This is a genomic window from Rhodococcus sovatensis, from assembly GCF_037327425.1.
GTDB classification, from domain to species: Bacteria; Actinomycetota; Actinomycetes; order Mycobacteriales; family Mycobacteriaceae; genus Rhodococcoides; species Rhodococcoides sovatense.
This window is the reverse complement of sequence record NZ_CP147846.1, coordinates 1,522,487-1,540,112: the sequence shown is the minus strand read 5'-3', so window position 1 is coordinate 1,540,112 and position 17,626 is coordinate 1,522,487. Positions and strand designations below refer to the sequence as shown.

General features: G+C 63.5%; 18 protein-coding genes and 1 riboswitch. Of the genes, 6 read left to right on the top strand and 12 right to left on the bottom strand.

What is annotated here, in order from left to right; translation table 11 throughout:
• Window positions 1-93: 93 nt before the first annotated feature.
• From WDS16_RS07220 to WDS16_RS07200, 5 genes are all read right to left on the bottom strand, one after another.
• Window positions 94-1,068 (bottom strand): ROK family protein, encoded by a 975-nt coding sequence (locus WDS16_RS07220; RefSeq protein ID WP_338891607.1) that lies wholly within the window; start codon window positions 1,066-1,068, stop codon window positions 94-96.
• Between the two features lie 78 nt (window positions 1,069-1,146).
• Window positions 1,147-1,608: a hypothetical protein gene (locus WDS16_RS07215; protein WP_338891606.1), complete on the bottom strand. Its 462-nt coding sequence runs from the start codon at window positions 1,606-1,608 to the stop codon at window positions 1,147-1,149.
• Window positions 1,609-1,623: 15 nt separating this feature from the next.
• On the bottom strand, window positions 1,624-2,838 hold the full coding sequence (locus WDS16_RS07210; RefSeq protein WP_338893278.1) for an ArsA family ATPase: 1,215 nt from the start codon (window positions 2,836-2,838) through the stop codon (window positions 1,624-1,626).
• A 35-nt stretch (window positions 2,839-2,873) separates the two neighbouring features.
• Window positions 2,874-3,311 (bottom strand): SRPBCC family protein, encoded by a 438-nt coding sequence (locus WDS16_RS07205; RefSeq protein ID WP_338891604.1) that lies wholly within the window; start codon window positions 3,309-3,311, stop codon window positions 2,874-2,876.
• Between the two features lie 127 nt (window positions 3,312-3,438).
• Complete coding sequence (locus WDS16_RS07200; RefSeq protein ID WP_338891602.1) at window positions 3,439-3,828, bottom strand: polyketide cyclase / dehydrase and lipid transport; 390 nt, start codon at window positions 3,826-3,828, stop codon at window positions 3,439-3,441.
• Between the two features lie 132 nt (window positions 3,829-3,960).
• On the opposite strand from WDS16_RS07200, the gene WDS16_RS07195 reads away from it, so the two are divergent.
• On the top strand, window positions 3,961-5,778 hold the full coding sequence (locus WDS16_RS07195; protein WP_338891601.1) for a long-chain fatty acid--CoA ligase: 1,818 nt from the start codon (window positions 3,961-3,963) through the stop codon (window positions 5,776-5,778).
• 10 nt (window positions 5,779-5,788) lie between these two features.
• Here the strand turns inward: WDS16_RS07195 and WDS16_RS07190 are convergent, their stop codons facing one another.
• From WDS16_RS07190 to WDS16_RS07170, 5 genes are all read right to left on the bottom strand, one after another.
• Window positions 5,789-6,913, bottom strand: a complete 1,125-nt coding sequence (locus tag WDS16_RS07190) for a glycosyltransferase family 4 protein (protein ID WP_338891599.1) — start codon at window positions 6,911-6,913, stop codon at window positions 5,789-5,791.
• 14 nt (window positions 6,914-6,927) lie between these two features.
• Window positions 6,928-8,244, bottom strand: coding sequence for a hypothetical protein (locus WDS16_RS07185; RefSeq protein WP_338891598.1), 1,317 nt, complete (start codon window positions 8,242-8,244; stop codon window positions 6,928-6,930).
• Between the two features lie 27 nt (window positions 8,245-8,271).
• On the bottom strand, window positions 8,272-9,273 hold the full coding sequence (locus tag WDS16_RS07180) for a C40 family peptidase (RefSeq protein WP_338893277.1): 1,002 nt from the start codon (window positions 9,271-9,273) through the stop codon (window positions 8,272-8,274).
• A gap of 435 nt (window positions 9,274-9,708) precedes the next feature.
• The gene (locus WDS16_RS07175; RefSeq protein ID WP_338891596.1) at window positions 9,709-10,242 is read right to left on the bottom strand and encodes a C40 family peptidase; all 534 of its coding nucleotides are present in this window, start codon (window positions 10,240-10,242) and stop codon (window positions 9,709-9,711) included.
• A 43-nt stretch (window positions 10,243-10,285) separates the two neighbouring features.
• Window positions 10,286-10,450, bottom strand: a riboswitch (cyclic di-AMP (ydaO/yuaA leader).
• 115 nt (window positions 10,451-10,565) lie between these two features.
• Window positions 10,566-10,847, bottom strand: a complete 282-nt coding sequence (locus WDS16_RS07170; RefSeq protein WP_338891595.1) for a hypothetical protein — start codon at window positions 10,845-10,847, stop codon at window positions 10,566-10,568.
• Window positions 10,848-10,995: 148 nt separating this feature from the next.
• Here WDS16_RS07170 and WDS16_RS07165 point away from each other — a divergent pair, with 148 nt between their 5' ends.
• Together WDS16_RS07165 and WDS16_RS07160 are read left to right on the top strand one after the other, a co-directional pair.
• Window positions 10,996-12,720: a DEDD exonuclease domain-containing protein gene (locus WDS16_RS07165; RefSeq protein WP_338891594.1), complete on the top strand. Its 1,725-nt coding sequence runs from the start codon at window positions 10,996-10,998 to the stop codon at window positions 12,718-12,720.
• 56 nt (window positions 12,721-12,776) lie between these two features.
• A complete protein-coding gene (locus tag WDS16_RS07160) occupies window positions 12,777-13,052 on the top strand; it encodes an Lrp/AsnC ligand binding domain-containing protein (protein WP_338891593.1) in 276 nt (91 codons plus the stop codon).
• A 5-nt stretch (window positions 13,053-13,057) separates the two neighbouring features.
• On the opposite strand, the gene trpD is transcribed toward WDS16_RS07160, so the two are convergent.
• Together trpD and WDS16_RS07150 are read right to left on the bottom strand one after the other, a co-directional pair.
• A complete protein-coding gene (gene trpD, locus WDS16_RS07155) occupies window positions 13,058-14,131 on the bottom strand; it encodes an anthranilate phosphoribosyltransferase (protein ID WP_338891592.1) in 1,074 nt (357 codons plus the stop codon).
• A gap of 104 nt (window positions 14,132-14,235) precedes the next feature.
• Window positions 14,236-14,709, bottom strand: a complete 474-nt coding sequence (locus WDS16_RS07150) for a hypothetical protein (RefSeq protein ID WP_338891591.1) — start codon at window positions 14,707-14,709, stop codon at window positions 14,236-14,238.
• A gap of 151 nt (window positions 14,710-14,860) precedes the next feature.
• Between WDS16_RS07150 and WDS16_RS07145 the strand changes: the two genes are divergently transcribed.
• The 3 genes from WDS16_RS07145 to WDS16_RS07135 all read left to right on the top strand — a co-directional run bounded on the left by WDS16_RS07145 (window position 14,861) and on the right by WDS16_RS07135 (window position 17,626).
• Window positions 14,861-15,472 (top strand): cytochrome c oxidase subunit 3, encoded by a 612-nt coding sequence (locus WDS16_RS07145; protein WP_068380990.1) that lies wholly within the window; start codon window positions 14,861-14,863, stop codon window positions 15,470-15,472.
• A gap of 100 nt (window positions 15,473-15,572) precedes the next feature.
• Entirely contained in the window at window positions 15,573-16,436 is an 864-nt protein-coding gene (locus WDS16_RS07140) for a cytochrome c (RefSeq protein WP_338891587.1), read from the top strand.
• Window positions 16,433-17,626: a ubiquinol-cytochrome c reductase iron-sulfur subunit gene (locus WDS16_RS07135; protein WP_422395763.1), complete on the top strand. Its 1,194-nt coding sequence runs from the start codon at window positions 16,433-16,435 to the stop codon at window positions 17,624-17,626. The genes WDS16_RS07140 and WDS16_RS07135 overlap by 4 nt, the downstream gene beginning before the upstream one ends.

Genomic DNA, 17,626 nt, shown 5'->3' with positions numbered 1-17,626 from the left:
TGTCAGCGAGCGTTGATCCAGGTGAAACTGTACCTACCGTTTATGACCCCAGCCACAGCAATCGCGGTAAGGCGACAGGGTTCACACTCCGCGTCAGTGTGACGACGTCGAGAACGCAGACCGGGCCAGATCCGCGGCGCCGATCATGCCCGCAGCTTCACCGAGCTGAGTCGCTCGAATCCGGGCGAGCGGACGATGTCCTGCGCCCGTCACCAGGCGGGCACAGTGCTCGGTGGCTTCGTTCAAGAACTGACTCGACGAGGTTGCAACGCCACCCGCGATCACGATCAGATCGGGGTCGTATATGTCACTCACCATCGAGAGTCCGACGCCGAGCCACCGTGTGAAGTCCTGCATCGTCCGCAGCCCGATCTCGTCGCCGTCCTGCGCCGCAGAAGCGATACGACGACCTGTCAACGAACCCGGGTCTAGGAACACGTCTCGGGCTAGGATCGTCGACGACCCTTGATCGGCAGCCAACAATTCAACCGCGGTGTCCACGAGAGCTGTTCCGCTGCAGTACCGTTCCCAACAACCGCGCTTTCCACACGGGCACGCGCGTCCGTCGGGAACCACCTGGATATGTCCGAGTTCCGGTGCGACACCGTAACTTCCGCGATAGATTCGGCCGTCGATCAACAGCGCTGCACCGATGCCCGTACCGATTGCAACCATGACGACGTTTCGACCATCGGCTGCAGCCCCGAACCGGTACTCGGCCCAAGCTGCGGAGTTGGCGTCATGCTCGAGCAACACGGGAAGCCCGATTCGATCGCTCATCCGACGCGCCACCGGACTGTTGACCCACGGCAGGTGCGGGGCGAACCTCACCGACTTCCGGTCCGAGTCGACGAATCCCGCCACAGCCAGACCAACCGCCGAAACAGGATGCCGCTCGGCAAGCTCGCGGACTACTCGCTCGAGCCCTTGTTCGAGTGCCGAAGCCGTATGTGGAGTTGGCGATTGCGTCGAATCGATGACCTGGCCCGACGGGTCGACGACCGAGGCCCGCAAGCTCGTGCCACCGACGTCGATACCGATCGTCAGAGATCCTTGCCGCCGTTTCATTGTCCGACCTTTCTCGGCCGTCCCCCACGGCATAGCGATCATTGCTCCCCCGACCAGCTATCGAACAGGACCTTCTTGTCAGTCCCTTGCGTTCGGCTTTGTCGGTTCTCTCACGGTAACGGTAATCGGTACGAACTTCGCTCGTCGAACTATCGGGTCATCCGTGTCGTGCGCAATATCCGGATCGGAACTATGGAATTCGTCACTTTTCGTGTATCCACTGGTCTCCGGATCAGGGACGTGTGATCCGGGCGGATCAGAGGACGACGACGAACTGGCTGTCGCCTCGGCGTGGTCGCTCATCAATTGACGCAGCAGCGCGACAATGGAAGCGCCTTCCGTTGCCACGAACGTGAGCAGATCGTGCTGCTCCCCGCGCATCAGCGCCGCCAGCGCGCACACCGGGCACCAACTGCACCCTTGTTGCGGACGCTGTTGCTGGTCCTCCACGGCCTGGCGTAGGACGGGCTCGAGTCGCGTGAGCACCGTCTCGGCGAGCGCCCAGAGCTCGGCAGCAACGTCGGAGTGCCGTTCAGTCATATTCCCACCCGCCCCTCACGCCGGCCACACCGCCGGATCCGGGGTGAAGCGAACGACCAGCGTCGCGTCCTCGAAGTCAGCGCCGACCACGATGCACCTACGCAGAACCGACGCCAGACGTACCCGACGACGGATCCCGTCCGCCCCGATGATCACATCGTCCTCAACACGACCGAGGGTCAACGTCGTCGGGTCGACCAGAGGAAGAACCATGGTCATCGTGTAGATCGACTCCAACCCCGTACCCGACTCGTGCGCGACCGCCGGCTCGTTCGCTCCGGTGCTCTCGTGCACCCGTGTGGCGCCCACCCGCGCCGCGAGACTACCCAGACCCGGCAACCCTACCGGCTCGTGCGCAGACTGTTCCACGACGACCAGCGACATCCCCTCTGCCATCGCCTCGACTTCCCGCAGAACTTCTTGCTGCGCCGACCTCCACCCCTCGAACCAGAATACTGCGGGATGGACTCCGACGAGGCCGACCGACGCCGAATTCAGCATGGGCAGAACCTTGTTGACCATGACGGTGTCGACAGGAAGGCCGGTCAGAGCGGCGGCAGACATGGTTCGACGCGCTTCGGCGATGCCGACACGCTCCGGTGTGAGCACAATCGTCGCCGACGTTCTCGCGCGGTCGAACACGAGCTCGCGCACGCTGTCGGCCGAGGCGAAGACGCTCTCCACCATGGCAACCACTACCGTCAACCGCGGGTCGGTTCCAGTACCGGCAACGATCCGATCGTGCCTCGGCCACAGCCGTTCCAGATACCCGCACACGAGATCGGGCAACTGCAGCGTGCGCACCGAGTCCGCCGTCGGAGGAAGATCGACGAATACTGTGTCCCAACGATTTTCATCCACGAGCTCGATGATGCGGTGCAGACCGAGGAGTTCCTGAACCCCGGGTGCACCCACGATCTCGGCAGGATCGACACCGCCGAGTCTGAGGCCGTGTTCATGGCCCGTTCCCGACATCGCCAGAATGTGCGCGAGGGTGGTGTACCTCGCTACTACAAGAGCAAGAGTATCGAGTTCGAGTACGTCCAAACCTTGCTCGATCGTCACAACCTCGGCCATGTCGGCGCGACGGGAGTGCATACCGAGGACCTCCGCCACCGAGTGCGCCTGGTCGAAGGACACGACAAGCGCACGCCGTCCAGACCGAGCGTGGTCGAGCGCAGCTTTGACGGCAAGAGTCGTCTTGCCCGCACCGCCCTTGCCGACGAACAGTCGGACAGCGGTGTGGACCTCGGCGCGGGCCTCGGTCAGCCTTCGACTCGCTTCTTCAGTTCCTTCAGCGCAGTGTCGGTGATGACCTTCTCGGCTTTGCGCTTGAACAGGCCGATCATCGGGATGTTCAAGTCGACGGCCAGTTCGTAGGTGACCTCGGTACCGCCGTCGGCGTTATCGCTCAGCGAGTAGGAACCTGTCTGGGACTTCTGCATGTCCCCTGACACCAATTCCCAGGAGACGGAACTGCCGTCCGGCGCCCACTGATAGCTGAGCTCGTAGGTGTCTTTCACCATTCCTGCGTCGAGCACGAATTTGACGCGCTCCGCGCGCCCATCGGCGCCGGTCGCCAACACCTCCACCGACTTCGCGGCCGAAACCCAGGTCGGATACGCGTCGAAGTCGGCGATAACGTCCATCACACGCGTGGATGGAGCGTCGACCGTGATCGACCTCTGAGTTCTCTCGGCCATCCTGTTACTCGGTGTCCCTTCTGTTCTCGCGGTCTCCCAGCGCCCGGGAACATGCCCGACGCGCCGATCTGTCGTCATTCATCTCACACGATGGCCGATGGAGGCACAACGGGCGCCGCACCGCCGATCAGGGGCGGGCGTGTGGCGGCCGCTCGCCGGCAGCGCGGCCCGCCTCCAGCCCTCGTTTGAGCTCGAACGCCATGACCTTCCCTGCGGCCCGGCGCTGCCTGTTCTCTACGACGAGATCCACCGGGTTCGCGCCCGCAGGCTCGGTGTGAAGGAAGTAGTGAAGGATAACGCCGTCGACTACCGACACAGGTTCGAGCCACACCTCCATCGTCCCCGTCAATGCTCCATCGACCGCCCACCTGATGCCCTTCTCGGCACGATCGTCGGTCACCGAGAGGCGAAGGTCCGGCCACCAGACACGCCAGCGATCCGGATGCGACAGAGCCTCGGCGACCGCCGAACCAGGTACAGCGATAAAGGTCTGATCGGCAACTTGGATACTGCTCATTCGATGAGCTTCACACATCGACCGGTCCTTGCACACACGAGGCGGTCGAACGACCCTCAGGCTCGGGTCTACAGTGAGACGAATCCGAGCTACTCGTGAGTAGAGCTAACCTTTTCTTTCCTGGAGGTCACCGTGCGTGAGTTCACATCGCCCGCCGTATTCGTCGTCGAAAACAGCGAGTCGGCCGTCGACACCGTGTTCACACGCGCATCGAACGCACCCAATTCGATCGCGTTTCGCCGACTGGTGAACGGTTCCTGGTCCGACGTCACCGCCGCGTCGTTCGCAGCCGAAGTAGTCGAGGTCGCGAGGGGGCTCATAGCCGCAGGAGTGCGTCAGGGTGATCGCGTCGCCCTGATGTCGTCGACGCGCTACGAGTGGTCGGTCATCGACTATGCGATCTGGGCGTCCGGCGGCGTCACCGTGCCCGTCTACGAAACCTCCTCGGCAGGCCAGGTGGAGTGGATTCTCTCCGACGCCGACCCCGTCCTCCTCGTCCTGGAGACCGACAAACATGTCGCCGACACCGCCGAGGTCGTAGCCGCCCACTTCCGCCGCTCCACCGGCTCTGCACAAACCTTCCGCATCGACGGCGACACCCCCGATTCCGGTGCCATCGCCGAGCTGGCGGCATTGGGAGCGGACACTTCCGACGAAGAAGTACACGCGCGGGTCGCGGCGCTTCGCTCGTCGGATCCGGCCACCCTGATCTACACATCCGGGACGACCGGGCGACCCAAGGGCGTGCAGCTGACCCACGCGAACCTGCTCGCGGAATCCCGTGGGATTCGTGAGACGTCGTTGAAAGCTCTGCTTCGTCCCGGCAGCCGAACGTTGATGTTCCTTCCGTTGGCCCACGTCCTGGCCCGCGCCGTCACCATCGCAGCCTTCGACGCCGGCACCGCCGTCGGTCATACCAACGACATACCGAACCTCGTCGCCACTTTCGGCACATTTGCACCGGACTTCATTCTGTCGGTCCCACGTGTCTTCGAGAAGGTGTACAACACCGCCAAGCAGAAGGCGCACTCCGACGGCAAAGGCAAGATCTTCGATGCCGCTGCAGATACGGCCGTGGCCTGGAGCGAGGCCCAGGACGGCAGCGCCGGAGTGGTGTTGCGCATCAAGCACGCTGTGTTCGACAAGCTCGTCTACGCGAAGCTACGTGCCGCTCTCGGAGGCCAGTGCCAACTCGCCATTTCGGGCGGCGCCCCACTCGGTGCACGTCTCGGGCACTTCTACCGAGGCATCGGTGTGCCCATCTACGAGGGCTACGGCCTGACCGAGACCAGCGCTGCGTTCGCGGTGAACACGATCGGGAATCAGCGCGTCGGCAGCGTCGGGCGCCCCTTGCCCGGCAACACCGTTCGGATCACTCACGACGACGAGATTCAACTGCGCGGACCGGTGGTCTTTTCGGGTTACTGGCGCAACGACGAGGCGACGGCAGAGTCCCTCGACGACGGGTGGTTCCGCACCGGCGATCTCGGATCGCTCGACGAAGACGGCTACATCACCATCACTGGCCGCAAGAAGGAGCTCATCGTCACAGCAGGCGGAAAGAACGTGTCGCCCGCTGGGCTGGAGGACCAGCTGCGGGCGCACGCGTTGATCAGTCAAGCCATCGTCGTCGGCGACCAGAAACCGTTCATCGGCGCACTGGTGACACTCGACGAGGATGCCTTGTCGGGCTGGAAAGCCGCGCACGGCAAACCGGCCGACGCCACCGCCGCCGATCTTGCGAAGGACACAGATCTCATCGCCGAGATCGACGCGGCAGTGGCCGAGACCAACATGTCCGTCTCACATGCGGAAGCTATCAAGAAGTACCGCATTCTTCCTGGCGATTTCACCGAAGAGTCCGGCGAAATGACGCCGACGATGAAGCTCAAGCGCAACGTGATCGCCAAGTCGTACGCGAACGAGATCGAGGCGATCTACGCCAAGTGATGCCGCAGCACTAGAGCAGCCCGCGCAGCTTTCCCGCCAGAACATCCCAGCGCCAACTGTTCTCGACCCAACTGCGACCTGCGTTGCCCATCGACGCCGCCAGTGCACGATCGGACAGAATTCGTACGATCGCATCGGTGATCTGCTCGACGGATCGACCATCGACCACCAGCCCGGTCTTGTTCTGCTGGACTGTTTCCGGCGCCCCACCGGACAGCCCGGCGACAACCGGGATCCCACACGCGGACGCCTCGAGGTAGACGATGCCGAGCCCTTCGACGTCCAAACCTGCTCCGCGCGTCCGGCTCGGCATGGCAAACACGTCGGCAATGGTGTGATGGGCAGCCAATTCCGCAGACGGCACCGTGCCGGTGAAGATCACGTGGTCGTCCGCACCTTCTTTTCGGACCAACGCGCGAAGAGCTCCCTCGTAGGGCCCACCTCCTACGATGACGAGCACTGCGCCATCGACCCTCGCGCGTATGCCCCGGATCGAGCGGATCAGATAGTCCTGCCCCTTACGCGGCACCAACCGCGACAGGCACAGCACCGTCGGACGATCTCCCAAGCCATAACGCGCCCGCAACTCTGCCCGGGCCGAAGCGTCGGGCTTGAATCTGTCGGTGTCCACACCGGGTGGAACGTGTTCCAGAGCGGCTCGCGGGCCGAAAGCTGAGGCGAAACGTCCGCGGGTGTACTTGCTCACATACGTCACTGCATCGACGGAATTGCCGATGGCGCGCAGGGTCCCCCGGCCGCCGGGCACCATCGACCAGCCCACTTCATGGCCATGTGTACTGGCGATCACGACATCGGCCCCAGCTCGACGCACGACCGGCGCCATCACCGCCAGCGGTGCTGCCGCTCCGAACCACACCGACTCGCAGGCGAACGACTTGACCAGCGAGGCTGCCCGTCTCGCAACCAATGGTGTCGGCAGCATCAGTGTCGTCGGGTGGCGGACGACCTCGAACGGCTGGCGTGCGTCGAACTTTCGATGACTGTCGCCGCGCCACCGTGGTGCGTAGACCACCAACTCGTCGGCCGGAAATCTCGTGGCGAAGCTGTGGAGATACGACTGGATTCCACCAGGACGCGGCGGGAAATCGTTCGTCACCAGCAGTGTCCGATGCATGGGTCCACCGTAGGTCAGGACGACTGCCGAAGTACCCACGCCCCCCAGGCCTGCAGAAACTCTCCGGTACTCATTCCGGTCACCGATCTCAGTCCGCTGTCGACCTCGGATGCGGTCTTCGGACCCGTGGCAAGCTGCGCGTAGAGGCTTCGCAGCGCCGGTTCACCGAACTGCGCGGCCGCAAATGCGAACACGGACCACGCGGACTCGTACGCAAGCGTGGACCGCACACCTCCCGCACTGAAATCGGAGTCCTCCGGAAAAACCGTAGGGGCCCCTCCTTCGGTGACTACGCGGCTCAAAGTCGGAGCGACACGACCGAAATCGGCCCCTGAGCCCCGGTAGCCGGAGTAGTCGGCAAAGCCCTCGAGAACCCAGGTCGGCGAGCCGTCGACCGTGGCGGCGCGTGCTGCCACATGCGTCAGCTCGTGGCGAAGGACCGATCGAGTCGTCATGTCTGTCAACCGGTCCTGCGCTGCTGGACTGAACACCACTCGTTGGCCTGTGACGGTCTGTCCTGGGACGACCGAGTCGGACACGGAGACCGCCGCTACGTCTGTCCCGGCCGTGCCGGCACCAGCGGACGCCGCGAATTCCTCGACGGATCCGGAAGTGAAGATCAGTGCGGCCCGCGACCAGCCGTCCCCGTAGAAGTCCGACACGGCATCGACTGCCGACGGCAATTCGCTCGCCACCCGGTCGACCAGCAACAACTGATCCGGATGTCCGAGAACCACCGATGTCCCCCCGGCAGTCGACACCGATCTCGCGATCATGGGACCGAAGTCCCACGGACCACGCCATGTCGTTCGTTCGACGCCCGCAATCTCCGTGTCCGAGACGATGCGCCACTCGTCGTCACGCTTCGCGAGCACCAATGCCACCGGTCGGCGAGTGGGCGTCGTATCAGGTCCGGTCACCGCGTATCGGAGTACGACCGATGGCGCCCAGACGTCGGCAGCGTTCAACGGAGTCGCGACCGAGGAGGGAACCGGAACTTCGGGCTCGTCGACGAGCTCGTAGCCCCAATCCGCGAGCGGGACGGACGCAAGATTGGCAGCCCGACGCATTTCGGACCGGAGGAACTCCGGAGAGGCGGCTGGGTCGATCGTCTTCTCGAGTGCAACCACGTCGTTCGAACGGACAGCATCGGCCCACCTGCGCAGCAAGTCCTCGACGCCGAGGCGACGCTGTGCCTCGTACGGATTGACCGCGGCGGTCGTGGTGGACCCCGTTTCCGTCACCGGATCGGCGCTACACGCGGACAGCCCAAGCAGAACGCTCAGTACAACGACAGTCAGGCGTGTCCGACGCGGCTTCTCAGCAGTCATCTCACCGCGGGTCGACAGCACCGAATTTCAGTAGCGACGCGCGCCGTAGTACGGGAACGACGCCATGGACTGCACCTTCACCGGAACCCCGAAGGTCGATGCATGGAGTACGTTGCCGTTGCCCGCGTACAGCCCGACGTGGGATGCATCCGGGTAGAACAACACGACATCGCCCGGCTGAAGATCTTTCTGATCGATCGGTGTTCCGCCCGACGCCTGCGCCTGGCTCGATCTCGGGAGCGTCTTACCGACCTGCTTGTACGCCCACACAACCAGACCGGAGCAATCGAACCCATCGGGGCCTGTCGCGCCCCACACGTAGGGCTTCCCGATCTGTGTCAGACCAGCCTGCAGCGCTCCGGACCCCGAACCCGGAATGAGGTTCGACAAGATCTTCGACAGGTCGAAGCCCGGAGGCAACGGCGAACCCGCGAGCTCGGCCTGCTCGGACCCCGACAGCGCGTTGAAACTCGCGATGACTTCGGCCATCTGTCCCTGCAGTTCGCTCTGCTTCGCTTGCAGGCCGTCGCTGACGACCTTGGCTTGTTCGGCAGCAATCCTGGCGGTTTCGGCTGCGGTACGCGCCGCGTCCTCGGCGGCGGCGGCATCGGTTGTGGCCTGTTTGAACTGCTCCACCTGACGCGCGGTTTCCGCCGAGATGATGTCGAGAGCCGACATCTGATCGAGCAACTGCTGAGGTGAATCGCTGACCATGACGGCGAACAGTCGATTGGTGCGCCCGCCCTGATAGTTGACGTTGGCGACTTTGTCGACGGCCGGCTTCAGTTCCGCGAGTGCAGCCTGCGCACGCGTGAGTGCTTCCTGTTGCGTACCGACAGCGGCCTCGGCGTCCCGTTGAGCCGCCGCCTTCGCGTCCAGATCGATCTGGGCGTTGTGCAATGCCTCGGTAGTCTGCTCCGACTCACGGGACAGATCTGCCAGACGCGTCTGCGCATCGGACGAACTGTCGACGCCCGGCTGCGCGTTGGCCGGGATGGTCGGGCCGAGCACGAGACACGCCGCAAGCATTGCGGCTGCGAGAACGCTCCGCTTGGAGCGGGTGACGCGCTTGACTGTCGGTGTCGCCACGAGAAAGTGTCTCTCCGTTCTTGCTGTGAAACCGGCCGAGGTGATCAGCGCAACCGAATGGACGCGATCGAACTGCTACCGGTGGAACTTGACTTCTGGCGGTCAGCCACCCGGCTGGGCGACGATAACGAGTGGAAAACAAACCCTACCCATCAGTAAGGCTTGCCGGGGAGAAATCGAGTCGTAAAACTCGGACATTTCTCGACGATCCGGTGGCTTTGCTCGACCAACGGACTCGGCCAGGTTACGGAACGGTATCGCGAGAGTCCATTCGAGTGAATGACGGCCGACCATCTCGGCCCGAAACGACCGACAGCACCAGGCGCGCCGAAGACGGCTGCAACCTGATGCTGTCGGAAAGGCCGATCATGGAGATCAGTAGCGACGCGCTCCGTCGGAGGGCATCGACGACACTGGAGCGACCTTCACAGGAACACCCGATGTCGATGCATGAATGACGTTGCCGTTGCCTGCGTAGATTCCAGAGTGCGAGCCGCCGTAGAAGGAGACGACGTCGCCCGGCTGGAGGTCCGACATGGACACCGGCGTACCGGCAGCAGCCTGGTCGTAGCTGGTACGAGGAAGGCTGACTCCGGCCTGCTTGTAGGCCCACTGCACCAGACCTGAGCAATCGAACGAGCTCGGGCCTGCTGCACCGTAGACGTACGGGGCACCGATCTTCGACTCGGCTGCCTGTACAGCCTTGGCGGCCGGCGTCACCTGAGGTGCAATAGGGGCAGGCGCGCCTGGCATCCCTGGGATCTCGGTGGGCAGTGGAGGAAGACCTGGGATTTCCGGAACCTCGAATGTGCCGACTCCGGGGATTGTGATGGGAGCCGCCATTGCGGGGGCAGCGGGTAGAACGACCGCACCCGCGGCGATCGCACCAGCTACGAGAATTCGACGCATTTGACGGGTTGAAGTATGTGACGCCACGAGAAGGGGTTGCTCCGTTTCTTCCGTTCATCCGCCGACCGAGTTAGCTGACGGGTTCGGGCTGGGAAGATCAGCCCTACCCGCGTCGTCGCTGTCGCGACTCGGCGGGATTCACCCCAATGGAAATCGGGTTCCCGGTACGGGCGCTCATACAAGCGTCCCGATTAGGCGGTGCCCTGCGACGCCACTCCGGTTTGGATTGGCGAGACTCCGCAAGGTCTCAGGAAGGTTACGAAATGGCATACCCCTGTGTCGACCCCAACGCGCCGACTACTTCGATCAAGTTCGATTCCGCGCTAGATCGCGCGGCGATCGGCCCGAGTGTCACGGGGTGATAACGACCCACCGTCGGAGGCCTCGTCACCGTCTGTCACAAGACGCAGACGCGGTACGAGACCACCCTCTGCAAGGATGTCCATTGCACCTAGTTCCTCCTGGTCGAGGGCAATTCGAGGCGGCCTCGAACCGACCTGCACACCGCCACTCGCCGGAAACCCCGGAGCCCCGAGGAGGACCGTCACAACACAGTCGGCGCACGAGATGTCGCGCACCCTGCAATCACCGCAATCGACGATCATGTGATCCTCGTCTCTTTCGTAGGTCAGCTCGCGTTTTCGTTCGCTCGTCCCGAACCTAACGGTGCACTCCGACACATTTCCTTCGGCCGGTGCGCCGACGGATCACCGCGCAACTTCCTGTCGGTATGCGGGGCTACCGTCCTCAGTCGTGAGCCTGCCGATCCAACTGAGCTTCGATGAACTCGACACTCCGTTGCACGAGACCACGTTCGTCGTGGTCGACCTCGAGACCACTGGGGGCAGCGCCGACACCGAGGCGATCACCGAAATCGGCGCAGTCAAGGTCAGAGGCGGGGAAGTCATCGCCGAGTTCGCGACGCTGATCGATCCGGGCCGATCGATCCCCCCGTATATCGTGGAGTTGACCGGCATCACCACCGCAATGGTCATCGGTGCACCACGGATCGAACGCGTGCTCCCAGGTTTCCTGGAATTCGCCCGCGGTTCGGTTCTCGTTGCCCACAACGCTCGGTTCGACACCGGGTTCCTCCGGGCGGCCGCCTCACGGCTGGACATCGCCTGGCCCAAGTTCCAGGTCCTGTGCACCGTGAAACTTGCCCGACGAGTACTCACTCGAGACGAAGCACCGTCCGTCAAATTGTCCGCGCTCTCCTCCCTGTTCCAAGTCAGCACCCAACCGACGCACCGCGCACTCGACGACGCCAGAGCCACCGTCGACGTATTGCACGCGCTCATCGAGCGCGTAGGCAACCAAGGCGTCCACAGCTACGCAGAGCTCGTCGACTACCTGCCGACCGTCTCCGCCGGACAACGCGCCAAACGCTCGCTCGCGGCCCAGTTGCCCCGTACCCCCGGCGTGTACCTCTTCAAGGGGCCCGGAAACGAGGTTCTGTACGTCGGAACCTCCACCAACCTTCAGCGCCGCGTCCGCAATTACTTCACCGGGTCCGAGACCCGCGGTCGCATGAAGGAAATGGTGGGCCTCGCTGTAGCGGTCGATCACGTCGAATGTGCACACGCACTCGAAGCCGGCGTACGAGAACTCCGGCTCCTGTGCGCCCACATCCCGCCGTACAACCGACGATCGAAGTTCCCCAAGAAGGGATGGTGGATCACGACGACCACGGATGCGTTTCCGCGCCTGTCCGTGATACGAACTCCCGCACCGGACTCGATCGGCCCGTTCACTGTTCGGGCCGATGCAGCCGACGCGGCTGCCCTCATCGCCGAGTTCTACGCCATCCGCACGTGTACGCGGCGGATTCCCAAATCCGCGGTGCACGATTGTGAACCGACAGCTGTCGGCGGATGCGCCGCGGCCAGCGCCGAGCCGATCACTCTCGAGCAGTATGCGCCTGCGCCCGAGCGCTTCCGTGCCCTCGCGCGCGGGACCGAAGCCAGTGCCCTCCACGCCATCAGAGACAGAGTCACCGCCCTCGCCGATGCCCAGCTCTTCGAATCGGCAGCACGGCTACGCGATCGGCTCGCCGTTCTGGCCGACGTATTGCGGCGGCTGCACCGTCTCGGTGCGATCGCTGCCATTGCCGAGCTCGTGGTCGCACGAAGAGCCACTGACGGCGGGTGGGAACTGGCGGTCGTGCGTTACGGCAGGCTCGCTGCGGCCGCGACCACATCACGCCGTGTGCACCCTATGCCGGTAGTCGAGGCCATCGTCGCCGCTGCGGAGACCGTCGTTCCCGACAGCACACCATTGCGCGGCGCGTCCCCGGAGGAAGTCGGACTCGTCGCGCGGTGGCTGGATTCGGACGGGGTCAGAATCGTGCGCACGACCGACGGGTATGCCGAACCCGTTCACGGCGCGGGCGGATGGAAACAATGGTGTGCGACCGCCCGCACGGTGGCGGGGCTCGAACACGGCACGCACGACGAGCCGATCGGACGGGCGCTCTAAACTCGAACTCCATCACGTGGTCGAGCTGCGTGCCACCGAGGTAGTGAAGGAGCCCCATGATCAACGCCATTGTCATGATCGACGCCGAGGCTCATGCGATCCCGGAGACCGCCCAGGCGGTGGCAGACGTCGACGGCGTCACCGAGGTGTACTCGTGCGCCGGAGACGTGGACCTGATCGCCATCGTCAAGGTGCGGGATCACCAGCAGATCGCCGAGGTCGTCACGCAGCGGATCAACAAGGTACCGGGGGTCGTCAACACCGCAACCCACATCGCTTTTCAGTCCTACTCGAGCGCAGACATCGAAGCCGGCTTCTCGATCGGCGAATAGCTGCGTCAATCGAGCTGGTTCGACCTAGTGACCCACCGGTCGAGGAGCTCGGTAGTGGCGCCGGAATCGAGGGCAGCCGCGCCGCGCTCCAATCCGCGCGCCATCAGCGGCATCAGATCATCGGCGTCGATGCCCCCGGAAATGCCGTCGAGCGCGGTGAGCGCGGCCGCAGCGTTGAGCAGAACAGCGTCGCGGACCGCACCGTGTTCGCCCCCGAACACCGAACGGGCAACGTCGGCGTTGAAGGCAGCGTCTCCTCCCTTCAACGCTTCGATAGGGACGTAGTCGAGACCGAAATCCTTCGGATCGATCTTCGTGACGGTCACGGAACCGTTCGACACGATATGAACAGTGGTGGTCGTCGACATCGTGATCTCATCGAGCCCATCGTCGCCCCGCACGATCAGCGCGCTCGATCCCCGGTCGGCGAATACCTGGGCGACGACAGATACCAGAGATTCGAAGGCACACCCGATCAGACCTGCCCGAGGCCGTCCGGGGTTGGTCAGCGGGCCGAGGACGTTGAACACGGTAGGGATGCCGATTTCCTTACGCGGTGGGCCCGCGAAGCGCAGCGCCGGATGGTAGATAGGGGCGAAACAAAACCCGATACCCACCTCGCGGACTGTGGTCGCCACCCCTTCCGGCCCCAATCCGAACTTCACCCCCAGCGCTTCGAGCACGTCTGTCGTCCCGCTCTGCGACGACGCCGCCCGGTTGCCATGCTTGACGACGCGGCCACCCGCCGCCGCCACGACCACCGCGGTCATCGTGGAGATATTGACCGTATCGGCACCGTCACCTCCGGTCCCCACCACGTCGACGGCGTTCGGTTCACTGTCGACCAACGTCGCATGCGCCAGCATCGAATCGGCGAGTCCGCGCACTTCCTCCGGGGTCGGCCCCTTCATCTTGAGAGCGACACCGAATGCGGCGATCTGCGCTGCTGTGGCGTTGTCGGACATGATCTCGTCCATCGCCCAACTCGTGTCGGCACTCGAAAGGTCGGCATTCGACGTCAACGCACCGAGTACCTTCTTCCACGTCCTGCTCGGCTCACCGATCTTCGATTCGATCATGTTCTCCCCGTACCTTCCTCGACATCGGACAAGCCGACCAGGCTAGGAGGTCGGCCGCGACACGCGCTCGCAAAGCCTAATCAGCGACGTCCGCTCAGGCCGTGTCAGGTTGAGGCGGCATCAGGTTGAAGAGCATCCCACCCCACAACGACGCCGCCACGACGCTGAGCCAGTCCGGCCATCCGGGACCGTTCCTGGGAAATATGCAGGGCATCGATGACCTGTACGCGCTGCAGTGTCACCTCGACTCCGTCGACGACGTTCATGCGATAGCCGGCAGCGGGCACTTCCGGTTTCGGCCAAGACCCTTCCGCAACCTCGTATCGGTCCTGGGACGCGATGCTCGCAGCGTCCTCGACGGTCTCGGCGGGCAAGACCAGGTGGTGCCGAAAGACAGTTTCGGCCTCCGAGTTCCATCCACCGGTGCTCGCGGCTCGCTCCAACGCGGAGGACGCAGATTCGGCGTCGTCGAACGATGATGCGACTACCACCAAATCTGACCGTGCGGGGTCCAGAGGGGCCGACTTCGATCGCGCAAAAAGTCGCCGGAACCAGGACGGGCCACCGTTCGTTGACATGAGGCAAGCCTTCCACGGCGTGCGGCACCAGGTCCGATCAGGGGTCCTGACCTGGACATATTCCGTGCCGCCCATGGGAGGCTGTTCGGGCGACGCGCCAACAACAGACCCGGGTATGCCTTCGGTACTACGAGCAGTCATACTTCTTTCTGTGACGAGCGCTGTAGGGACTCAAGGATCGGCAATCACCCAACGCGTGCACTCGCTGAACCGCCCGAATATGGTCAGCGTCGGCACGATCGTGTGGCTGTCTAGCGAACTCATGTTCTTCGCCGGACTTTTCGCGATGTACTTCGTCGCGAGAGCCCAGGCCAACGGAAACTGGCCACCGGAACCGACCGAGCTCAACCTTGCGCTCGCCGTTCCGGTCACCGCTGTACTTATCGCGTCCTCCTTCACCTGCCAGCTCGGGGTTTTCGCCGCCGAGCGCGGTGACGTCTTCGGACTGCGCCGCTGGTACATCATCACTCTGGTCATGGGCGCCTTCTTCGTCGCCGGCCAGGGCTACGAGTACTACCACATGGTCCACGAGGGTACGACGCTGTCGTCGAGCGTGTACGGATCGGTCTTCTACATCACGACCGGCTTCCACGGGCTCCACGTCATCGGCGGTTTGATCGCCTTCGTATTTCTGATCACGCGAACACTGGTCAGTAAGTTCACTCCTGCCCAGGCAACGGCCGCGATCGTCGTGTCGTACTACTGGCACTTCGTGGACATCGTGTGGATCGCACTGTTCGCCACCATCTACTTCATTCGCTAGTGCACGTAAGAAATCAAGTGTTTTCAGCTCTCGACCAGCAGTGGACGTTCGGTATCAGCCCCCGACGTTCAGTCCGTCCCGACACGACAAGGGATAGAAGATGAGTTCATCTCCCCCAGCAGCACCCGGTGACAGCACCAGTGGATCCGTGTCTGCCGCCACGAGTCGGCGGAAGCGCAAGACGCGTCGCCGAGTTACCGGCGCACTAGTACTGATGATGGGTCTTCTCAGCGCGGGTTTCCTCGCGTCGGCCCTCACTCCGACGCCTCAGGTTGCGACCGCCGACCAGGATTCGGCCGCGTTGATCCGCGAAGGCAAGCAGTTGTACGACACCTCGTGTGTCACCTGCCACGGAGTGAATTTGCAGGGCGTGCAGGATCGCGGCCCAAGCCTGATCGGCGTCGGCGAAGCCGCCGTCTACTTCCAGGTTTCGACGGGTCGTATGCCTGCAGTTCGCAACGAGGCTCAGATCATGCGGAAGCCACCGAAGTTCGACGACAAGCAGATCGATGCTCTCGGTGCCTACATCCAGGCAAACGGCGGCGGGCCGACCGTACTTCGAGACAGCAACGGCGAAGTCGCCCAGTCCTCGTTGGCCGACGGCGATATCGCTCGCGGTAGTGAGCTGTTCCGTCTCAACTGCGCGTCCTGCCACAACTTCACCGGTGAAGGTGGCGCACTGTCCTCGGGCAAGTTCGCTCCTGCACTGGGCCCTGCCACCGAGCAGGACATCTACACGGCAATGATCACCGGACCGCAGAACATGCCTAAGTTCTCGGACCGCCAGCTGACGCAAGAAGAGAAGATCGACATCATCTCCTACGTCAAGTCGGCCCAGGACACCAAGGCGCCCGGCGGCTGGGGCCTCGGAGGCTTCGGCCCAGCTACCGAAATGATCGCAATCTGGGTCATCGGAATCAGTGCCGTTGTCGGCGCAACACTGTGGATCGGAGCAAGGTCATGAGCGACGCTGATTCCGGGCGTACCGACAGCGGCCACGGCGACGGCGACAACGCCGACAAGGTGGATGTGAACAAGAAGTACACGGACGAGGAACTCGCTGGTATGACGCGCGAGCAGCTCGTCGAACTGGGAACCAACCTCGACCACGTGGATGTCGCCTACCGCCGCGACCGTTGGGCAGTGGAGGGCACTCGCGCCGAGAAGCGTGCCGAGCGAAGCGTGGCGTTCTGGTTCGCACTGTCCGGTGTCTCCGCAGTTGCCTTCATCGCGATCTACCTTTTCTGGCCCTGGCAGTACGCCGGGATCGGTGACGAAAAATACGACGCATACTCGCTCTACACCCCGCTTATCGGCTTGACCATGGGCCTGGCGATTCTTGGTGTCGGAGTCGGCGCAGTGCAGTACACCAAGAAGTTCATTCCCGAGGAAGTGTCGATCCAGGACCGGCACGACGGCCAGTCGTCCGAGGTCGACCGCAAGACGCTCGTCGCGGAACTCGGCGACTCCTTCGATACCTCGACCATTGCTCGCCGCAAGGTGATCAAGCGTTCGCTGTACTTCGGCGGCGGCGCATTGGGAATCATGGCGATTCTGCCCCTCGGTGGCCTCATCAAGAACCCGTGGGCCGAAGGCGATAAGTCGCCGCTCTGGGTCTCAGGTTGGACACCGCGCTACCCTGGAGAAACGATCTACCTTCGGCGCGACACAGGACGTCCCCACGACGTCGTTCTGGTTCGTCCCGAGGATATGGATGCTGGAGCCATGGAGACTGTGTTCCCGTTCCGCGAAGCCGACCGCGACGACGATCACGCACTTCTCGCATCGCTACGTGGAATTCGTAACTCCGTGATGCTCATTCGCTTGCGCACCGAGGACACCGCCAAGGTGACCAAGCGCAAGGGTCAGGAAAGCTTCAACTACGGCGACTACTTCGCGTACTCCAAGATCTGCACGCACCTTGGTTGCCCGACGTCGCTGTACGAGCAGCAGACCAACCGCATCCTCTGCCCGTGCCACCAGTCGCAGTTCGATGCGCTGGAGTACGGCAAGCCGATCTTCGGTCCGGCAGCACGCGCACTGCCACAACTTCCGATCACCGTCGACGAGGATGGATTCCTTGTCGCCGACGGTGACTTCATCGAAGCACTGGGACCTGCCTTCTGGGAGCGCCCCACCGGTAGGGAGAGCTGA

Coding starts and splice junctions, on each gene's coding strand:
- WDS16_RS07220 (WP_338891607.1), bottom strand. CDS start 1,068: ATGAAACGGCGGCAAGGATCTCTGACGATCGGTATCGACGTCGGTGGC.
- WDS16_RS07215 (WP_338891606.1), bottom strand. CDS start 1,608: ATGACTGAACGGCACTCCGACGTTGCTGCCGAGCTCTGGGCGCTCGCC.
- WDS16_RS07205 (WP_338891604.1), bottom strand. CDS start 3,311: ATGGCCGAGAGAACTCAGAGGTCGATCACGGTCGACGCTCCATCCACG.
- WDS16_RS07200 (WP_338891602.1), bottom strand. CDS start 3,828: ATGAGCAGTATCCAAGTTGCCGATCAGACCTTTATCGCTGTACCTGGT.
- WDS16_RS07190 (WP_338891599.1), bottom strand. CDS start 6,913: ATGCATCGGACACTGCTGGTGACGAACGATTTCCCGCCGCGTCCTGGT.
- WDS16_RS07185 (WP_338891598.1), bottom strand. CDS start 8,244: ATGACTGCTGAGAAGCCGCGTCGGACACGCCTGACTGTCGTTGTACTG.
- WDS16_RS07180 (WP_338893277.1), bottom strand. CDS start 9,273: ATGCTTGCGGCGTGTCTCGTGCTCGGCCCGACCATCCCGGCCAACGCG.
- WDS16_RS07175 (WP_338891596.1), bottom strand. CDS start 10,242: ATGCGTCGAATTCTCGTAGCTGGTGCGATCGCCGCGGGTGCGGTCGTT.
- WDS16_RS07170 (WP_338891595.1), bottom strand. CDS start 10,847: ATGATCGTCGATTGCGGTGATTGCAGGGTGCGCGACATCTCGTGCGCC.
- WDS16_RS07160 (WP_338891593.1), top strand. CDS start 12,777: ATGATCAACGCCATTGTCATGATCGACGCCGAGGCTCATGCGATCCCG.
- trpD (WP_338891592.1), bottom strand. CDS start 14,131: ATGATCGAATCGAAGATCGGTGAGCCGAGCAGGACGTGGAAGAAGGTA.
- WDS16_RS07150 (WP_338891591.1), bottom strand. CDS start 14,709: ATGTCAACGAACGGTGGCCCGTCCTGGTTCCGGCGACTTTTTGCGCGA.
- WDS16_RS07140 (WP_338891587.1), top strand. CDS start 15,573: ATGAGTTCATCTCCCCCAGCAGCACCCGGTGACAGCACCAGTGGATCC.
- WDS16_RS07135 (WP_422395763.1), top strand. CDS start 16,433: ATGAGCGACGCTGATTCCGGGCGTACCGACAGCGGCCACGGCGACGGC.